We start from the raw sequence: 8,079 nt of genomic DNA, 5'->3' as shown, positions 1-8,079 counted from the left end.
GGCTTATCTATTCCTTCTGATTATTAAAACCATTTTATTTTCAGTTTGGCTTTAGTTTTTAATCTTAACACGAATTTTTTAATACGATAATTATAATTATGAAAACTGGAAAAGTAAAATGGTTTAACACACAAAAAGGTTATGGCTTTATTGTTACCGATGATGGTAAAGATCTTTTTGTACACTTCAAAGACGTACAGGGCGGCGTAAATGCCATTAAAGATAATGATGACGTTACATACGAAGTGGAAGAAGGCAGAAAAGGATTACAAGCAGTAAACGTAAAAAAAGTATAGTTAACCGATGTTCTTAACAAAAACCTCTGCATAAACAGGGGTTTTTTTTGTGTTTAAATTTTTGATTATATATAATTCTGCTACTTTAGCCGTTCAAACGCCTATAAAATATGACTACAGATACAATTGCTTCTCCTAAAGTAACAAGGAATATTATTTTCTTGGTTCTTGTTGCTTCCCTTGGTTATTTTGTTGACATCTATGATCTTGTGATCTTTTCTATCGTAAGATTGGAAAGCTTGAAGGATATAGGCATCTCTGAAGCTAATATTCGTTTACAGGGTGTATATGTTATAAATATGCAGATGTTTGGTTTACTGTTGGGGGGAATTATATGGGGTATTATTGGTGATAAGTTTGGCCGTATCAGGGTTTTATTCGGATCGATCCTTCTGTATTCAATTGCCAATTTTGCAAATGGATTGGTACATGACATTAACAGCTATGCTATTATCCGCTTTATAGCAGGAATAGGCCTTGCCGGCGAGTTAGGTGCCGGTATAACCMTTGTAACTGAAACATTGAGTAAAGAAAAGCGAGGTTACGGCACCATGATAGTGGCTGTAATTGGACTTTTTGGAGCCGTAGCCGCGGCCACGATTGCTAAATATGGCTGGCGTAACGCATACTTTGTAGGAGGCGGCTTGGGCATTGTGTTATTATTGTTGCGATTGGGAACTTTTGAATCAGGCATGTATAAAAATGTTGCTCAAAGCAAAGTATCCAAAGGGAACATTTTAATATTGTTCAATAATGGAACAAGACTTAAAAAGTATCTTTATTGTATTTTAATTGGCGCCCCGCTTTGGTATGTAGTTGGTATATTGATAACTCAGGCTAAAGAATTTGGAGTGGCTTTGGGTTCAAAAGAAGTATTAAGCGCAGGTTCGGGTATTTTATATAGCTATGTAGGTATTGCGGTTGGAGATATATTTGCCGGTTTACTTGCTCAGATCACCAAATCAAGAAAATTAACAATGGCGGTGTTCCTGCTATTATCATTAGTGAGCGTTACGGCATATTTAAGTACCAAAGGCATTACATCTTCTCAATTTGTTTGGTTGAGCTTTTTTATGGGATGTACGGTTGGTTATTGGGCAACATTTGTTACCATAGCAGCAGAACAGTTTGGAACCAATATACGGTCGACCGTTACTACAACTGTACCAAACTTTGTACGTGGCTCTTTGATCCCTATAAACTGGGCCTTTGACGCTTTGGTAAAACATAACGGGATGATCACAAGCGGTTATATCATGATGGGTATACTCACACTCATTTCATTATTTTCATTAAGTCAATTAAAAGAAACTTTTGGTAAGGATTTGAATTACGTTGAGATAAGTTAGGGGAAGTGGTATCAAGTAGCGAGTATCAAATATCAAGATTTCTTGTAGATGATTAATGMTACTTTAAAAAAGTCGTGATACTTGATACTCGCTACTTGATACTAAAAAAACTACTTTTACATTATATGATAAGCAAAGAACAAATAACTATCGATTATCAGCAAATACAGGATGAAATATGTGCAGCGCTTGAGATAACCGATGGGAAAGGTAGGTTTGAAGAAGAAAAATGGGAGCGCGAAGGTGGGGGCGGTGGTCGTACCCGTATCATTCAAAATGGCAATATATTTGAAAAGGGAGGTGTAAACTTTTCTGCTGTACACGGTCAACTGCCCGAAAACATGAAACGGGCATTGCAGGTAAATGAGGAAGATTTTTTTGCCACAGGCGTATCCATAGTGATCCACCCCAATCATCCTATGGTACCCATCATCCATATGAACATCAGGTACTTTGAAATGCCATCATCATTTGGTGGTAACCAGCAACCATTAAGGTGGTTTGGCGGTGGCATTGATCTTACACCTCATTACATTATTGATGCCGATGCTCAATACTTTCACAGTAGCATTAAATCGGTGTGCGATGCTTATTATCACGATTTTTATCACCGGTTTAAATTATGGGCCGATGATTATTTTTATATCAAACATCGTAATGAAACCCGCGGTATAGGCGGCATATTTTATGACCGGCTCACCGCCAATGATGAACTATCCTGGGATACTATTTTTGAATTTTCAAAAGCGTTGGGCCGTTCATTCATCCCTTTATATACGGAGCTGGTTGAGCGTAACCGCCACACACCATTTACCGAAGAACAACAACAATGGCAATACCAACGCCGAAGCCGTTACACTGAATTTAACCTGGTATATGATGCCGGAACCAAATTTGGCCTGGAAACCAATGGCCGTATTGAATCTATATTAATGAGTTTGCCCCCAACAGCCAAATGGCTTTATAATTACCAGGCAACGCCGGGTAGTGAAGAAGAAAGGACCTTGTCCTTACTTAAAAAAGGTATTAACTGGGCTTAATACAAAACCTATGAAAAAGATTATTTTCCTTTTTTTGTCTGCAGCTTTTTTATGCTCATTTATCAACAATAAAAGTTCGCTTAATGGTGTATGGGAATATAGGGGAGGCCTGCTCAATGGTAAAACTGACAGCGTATCAACCACCTATAAATTACAACGCACCTATGACGAATTGCATTACCAGGCACTGGTAATTGAAAAAGGGCAGAAGAACTTTGTTTATGAAAAAGGTGATTACAAACTAATTGCTGATACTTGTTTTGAAACACAAACCTATTGCAGCCAGCCTTCAAAATTATTAGGTAAAACAGTAAAATACACCTACATAGTTAGTAATGATACGCTTAAACTGAGGGCTACTTTGCCAAATGGTAATAAGATTGAAGATCATTGGGTAAAAGTAAAATAACGTACCGCCCGGAACGTTAACAAATAGGCTGATGTGTATAAATGAATGCGTTTATTCTTGCCAAAAATGGCACAATAATCAACTATTTTCTTAACTTCGCAGGTCGTTTAAAAAACACTTTTTAACGCGCAATTATAAGAGAAGATTCCACAAATTAATAAAAATGGCCGAAGGAACAGAAAACGATAATTCACACAAAGAAGACAGAATAATTTCGATAAATATTGACGAGGAAATGCGATCCGCTTACATTGATTATTCAATGTCGGTGATCGTTTCCAGAGCATTGCCTGACGTCCGCGATGGACTAAAACCCGTACACAGACGTGTTTTATACGGGATGCTCGATCTGGGTTTAAATAATAACAAACCATACAAAAAATCTGCCCGTATTGTAGGGGAGGTGATGGGTAAGTACCACCCGCATGGCGATAAATCCGTTTATGATACTATGGTGCGTATGGCCCAGGAATGGAGCTTGCGCTATCTGCTGGTTGAAGGCCAGGGTAACTACGGTTCAATTGATGGTGATGAACCGGCAGCGATGCGTTATACAGAGGCCCGTTTGCAAAAACTGGCCGAAGAGATGCTTGCCGATATCAATAAAGATACCATCGATTTCCAATTAAACTTTGACGATTCTTTACAGGAACCAACGGTTTTACCCGCAAAATTCCCTAACCTGCTGGTTAACGGAGCATCGGGTATAGCGGTAGGTATGGCCACTAATATGGCGCCACACAATCTTTCGGAGGTAATTGACGCTACCATAGCATTGATTGATAACCGCCATATAGAGGTTGCCGAGTTAATGAAATATGTAAAAGGACCTGATTTTCCTACTGGTGGTATCATCTATGGGTTTGAAGGCCCGCGCGAGGCATTGGAAACTGGCAGGGGCAGGGTAGTGATCCGTGCAAGAGCCGAAATTGAAATACATGGCAGCGACAGGGAACGCATTATTGTAACTGAAGTACCTTACCAGGTAAACAAGGCCCTGATGATTGAGCGTACAGCCGAACTGGTTAATGATAAAAAGCTGGAAGGTATTTCTGCTATTCGTGATGAATCGAGCAGGGAAGGTATCCGTGTGGTTTACGAAATTAAACGGGAAGCCAATGCAGCTATCGTATTAAACAACCTGTTTAAATACACCGCGCTGCAAACATCATTCAGTGTAAATAACATTGCGTTGGTTAATGGCCGCCCAATGATGCTTAACCTGAGGGATCTGATTCATCATTTTGTTGAACACAGGCATGATGTTGTTGTACGCCGTACCAAATTTGAATTGGCTGAAGCCGAAAAACGTGCCCACATCTTAGAAGGTTTATTGATCGCTTTAGATCACCTGGATGAAGTGATCCGTTTGATACGTGCATCACAAACACCAGATGAAGCGAGGGAGGGATTAATAGCCCAGTTTGGTTTGAGCGATATACAAGCCCGCGCTATACTGGATATGACCCTGCGTAGGTTAACCGGACTTGAACGCGATAAGATCAAAGATGAATATGCCGAACTAATGAAGTTGATTGAATATTTAAAATCAATTTTAAATGATGAAGGCTTAAGGATGCAGATCATTAAAGATGAGCTGTTAGAAATTAAAGAGAAATATGGTGATGAGCGCAGAACAGAAATGGTGCACTCATCAGCCGAAATGCAGACTGAGGACTTTATTGAGGATGAGGATGTAGTGATCACCATATCTCGTGAGGGTTATATAAAACGTACACCGTTAACGGAATATCGCCGTCAGGGCAGGGGGGGTAAGGGTTCCATAGGCAGCAACAGCCGAGATGCCGATTTTATTGAGCATTTGCTGGTTGCATCAAATCACAACTACATGCTGTTCTTTACCGAGTCGGGACAATGTTACTGGCTCAGGGTATTTGAAATTCCGGAAGGAACACGTACTTCAAAAGGACGTGCCATTCAGAATATTATCAATATCCCGAAGGAAGAAAACATCAAGGCTTACATCAAGCTGATTAGCCTGAAGGATAAAGATTATCTGGAGAATAACTTCATCATCATGTGTACCAAAAAAGGTACTATCAAGAAAACCTCACTCGAAGCCTATTCACGCCCGCGTGCCAACGGTATCAACGCCATCAACATTAACGAAGGTGATTCATTACTGGAAGCAAACTTAACAAGCGGCACAAGTGAAATTGTAATGGCGCTTAAATCAGGTAGGGCCATACGCTTTAATGAATCAACAGTTAGACCAATGGGCCGTACCGCTACCGGTGTTCGTGGTATAACCCTTGATGGCGAAAACGACGAGGTAGTTGGTATGATCAGCATTGACGATTCAGAAACAACTGTTTTAGTAGTATCAGAAAAAGGATACGGCAAACGTACCGACATTGATGACTACAGGGTAACCAATCGTGGTGGTAAAGGTGTAAAAACTTTAAATATTACTGAAAAAACCGGAAACCTTGTTGCCATAAAAGGTGTTACTGATAAAGAGGACCTGATGATCATCAACAAATCGGGCATTATTATACGTATAGCCATAAGCGAACTAAGAACTATGGGCAGGGCTACACAAGGTGTTAGGTTAATAACACTTAAAAATAATGACGAAATTGCATCAGTTGCAAAAATTGAGCATGACGAGGATGAAGAAAAGGAACTTGATGAAAATGCCGAAAATAACGTTGCCGATAACGATGAAGCAACAAACAATGGCGACGAATCAACTACTGACGAAACAACTGAATAACTAATATGCAGTGCCGTAAAATTATCCTATCGGTTTTAATACCATTTATTACTACAACCTTTGCTTTCGCTCAAAGCGAGGCATTAAAGGTTGTAGTTAATGATCTGGCTTTTTACAAGCAAAAAAATGATTTGAAATATTTAAGCGCGGCAAAAAAATCTGCAGATAGCTTAATTATTACCAGATCAGATACTGCTGACGTAGAAAAGAACACTTATCGCGCACTGGTTAATGCAAGTATCTTATATGTTGACTCGTTAAACAAACTGGGGCAGCCGGCAACCTTGCTGGCAGAAACCTCAACTTTGGTTGATAAACTATCGGCTAATAAAAAGATCTATAAATTTCAGGCAGAAATTGATTACGCAAAACGTTGTTTAGCTAACGTTTACATAAGAAAAGGATTTGAGTTTACCAATAATTCAGACTTTACCAATGCCAGGCAATCATTTGAAAATGCGCGCAAATACGCTCCAAATTTTAAACCCATTACTGATTATATAGCCTATTCAAACAATAAGGCGGGTAATTTGGTAGATGCGGCTAAATATTATAGTAATTTATTAGCCGTTGATAGTACACGTACCGAATATATTGAAACGGCCTCAAGTATTTACAAATCATTAGGTGACACTTCAAAGGCCCTGCAAATACTTCAAAAAGGAAGAAAATTATTGCCGGCCGATAGATTTCTGTTACTTGACGAAGCCAATATTTACAATAACCAAAAAAATTATAAGGCCCTGGAGCCATTAATTGGCCCTTTACTTGACATTAATGCAAATAACGCCGATATTGCATTTGTTGCTGCGAATTGTTACGATCATTTAAATAAATATGATAAAGCCGAGTCGCTTTATTTACGTACAATTGAATTAAACAGCTCAGCCTATGACCCCGTTTTTAATTTAGGGTTACTTTATCTAAAACAGAGTGCAGCAGGGCAGGAGGGCAATGATGACAGAAATATTGGGCGTGCTATACAATGGCTTGAAAAAGCATCTGAAATATCGCCTAATAATGTACAGGGATTAAAAGCATTACAGCTGGCTTACGCTAAAACCGGCAATAAAGATCAATTAGACAAAGTAAATAATAAATTAAAACAGATAACCAACTAATAAATCATGAAAATCAAACTTTTGATGGCAGGCCTGTTAGGCTTAGTTTCAGCAACAACGTTTGCACAAAAAGGTGAATTAAGTACTGCAAAAAGTGAGTATGACAACTACGAAGGACTAAGAAATTCAAAGGCCACTTTAGCAGTTGCTGTTAAAAGTCTTGCTACCGCCAAAACTTCAATTGACAAGGCCTCAGCTAACGAAAAAACAGCCGCGCTTCCGCAAACTTTTGCTTTAAAAGGAGCTATTTACTCATCACTTGCGGTTCAGGATACTGTATCGGCTACTTCATTGCCATTGTTTACTACTGCCGAAGAATCATTGAAAAAGGCTAAAGAGCTTGATACTAAAGGTGAAAATAAACAACTGATTAGCAATGCCTATTTAAACATGGCGCAGTACCAGTTAACAAAAGGTGTTGCAGAATATTCCGCAGGTAAATATGACCTCGCGTATCAATCATTTGATTATTATCGTACCGTTTTACCTGAGGATACCAATGCCATTTACTATACAGGTTTGGCAGCAGCAAATTCTAAAAATTATCCGGCGGCTATAACTAACTATAATAAATTGGTTACCACTAAATACTCAAAAAATGCAAGTGTTTATATGGACTTGTCATCACTGTATTTAGCCAGTAAGGATACAACAGGTGCACTTAAAGCAGTTAGTGATGGTATTGTAAAATATCCTTCAAATTCAGATTTGCGTAAAAGAGAGATCGAGATAAGTCTGCAAACAGGTAAAGAAAAAGAAGTAGCTCAAAAGATACAAACCGCTTTGGCTGCTGATCCTAAAAACAAAACACTGTATTATTATGCAGGTTTAACTTATTCGCAAACTGCCGAAGCTATTATAAAAGAGCAAGCTAAAGCTAAAGATGCAGCAGCAAAAAACACATTGCAGCAACAAAAAGTTGACAATTACACCAAAGCTGCTGATATGTATAAAAAAGCTTTAGAAATTGATCCTAATTATTTTGAAGCCAATTTAAATTTAGGCTACGTAATTCTTAACCCTGCAATTGATTCTTACAATGCAGCTAATAAATTACCAGCTAATAAACAAAAGGAATATGATGCGGCAATAACCAAAGCCAATGCACAATTTGACCTGGCTAAACC

The 8,079-nt window shown here is 38.7% G+C and carries 7 protein-coding genes; all 7 read left to right on the top strand.

Annotated elements, in window-relative coordinates; translation table 11 throughout:
• Positions 1 to 98 precede the first annotated feature (98 nt).
• A complete protein-coding gene (locus AC1DRQ_RS28065; protein WP_429392693.1) occupies positions 99 to 296 on the top strand; it encodes a cold-shock protein in 198 nt (65 codons plus the stop codon).
• A 110-nt stretch (positions 297 to 406) separates the two neighbouring features.
• Positions 407 to 1,645 carry an MFS transporter gene (locus AC1DRQ_RS28060; RefSeq protein ID WP_477428909.1) on the top strand — a complete coding sequence of 413 codons (1,239 nt, stop codon included), beginning with the start codon at positions 407 to 409 and terminating at the stop codon, positions 1,643 to 1,645.
• 125 nt (positions 1,646 to 1,770) lie between these two features.
• Complete coding sequence (gene hemF / locus AC1DRQ_RS28055) at positions 1,771 to 2,685, top strand: oxygen-dependent coproporphyrinogen oxidase (protein ID WP_477428907.1); 915 nt, start codon at positions 1,771 to 1,773, stop codon at positions 2,683 to 2,685.
• Positions 2,686 to 2,695: 10 nt separating this feature from the next.
• On the top strand, positions 2,696 to 3,094 hold the full coding sequence (locus AC1DRQ_RS28050) for a hypothetical protein (protein ID WP_477428905.1): 399 nt from the start codon (positions 2,696 to 2,698) through the stop codon (positions 3,092 to 3,094).
• 163 nt (positions 3,095 to 3,257) lie between these two features.
• Positions 3,258 to 5,831, top strand: coding sequence for a DNA gyrase subunit A (gyrA, locus tag AC1DRQ_RS28045; RefSeq protein WP_477428903.1), 2,574 nt, complete (start codon positions 3,258 to 3,260; stop codon positions 5,829 to 5,831).
• A 5-nt stretch (positions 5,832 to 5,836) separates the two neighbouring features.
• The gene (locus tag AC1DRQ_RS28040; protein WP_477428901.1) at positions 5,837 to 6,952 is read left to right on the top strand and encodes a tetratricopeptide repeat protein; all 1,116 of its coding nucleotides are present in this window, start codon (positions 5,837 to 5,839) and stop codon (positions 6,950 to 6,952) included.
• A gap of 6 nt (positions 6,953 to 6,958) precedes the next feature.
• Positions 6,959 to 8,079, top strand: a 1,121-nt coding sequence (locus AC1DRQ_RS28035; protein WP_477428899.1) for a tetratricopeptide repeat protein, incomplete at its 3' end; no start/stop codon positions are given.

It is taken from the genome of Mucilaginibacter sp. P4_E8 (assembly GCF_056401495.1).
This window is presented reverse-complemented; position numbering and strand designations above follow the sequence as displayed.

What these genes read in the sequence shown, in the direction of transcription:
- AC1DRQ_RS28065 (WP_429392693.1), top strand. Translation starts at nt 99, where the DNA reads ATGAAAACTGGAAAAGTAAAATGGTTTAACACACAAAAAGGTTATGGC.
- hemF (WP_477428907.1), top strand. Translation starts at nt 1,771, where the DNA reads ATGATAAGCAAAGAACAAATAACTATCGATTATCAGCAAATACAGGAT.
- AC1DRQ_RS28050 (WP_477428905.1), top strand. Translation starts at nt 2,696, where the DNA reads ATGAAAAAGATTATTTTCCTTTTTTTGTCTGCAGCTTTTTTATGCTCA.
- gyrA (WP_477428903.1), top strand. Translation starts at nt 3,258, where the DNA reads ATGGCCGAAGGAACAGAAAACGATAATTCACACAAAGAAGACAGAATA.
- AC1DRQ_RS28040 (WP_477428901.1), top strand. Translation starts at nt 5,837, where the DNA reads ATGCAGTGCCGTAAAATTATCCTATCGGTTTTAATACCATTTATTACT.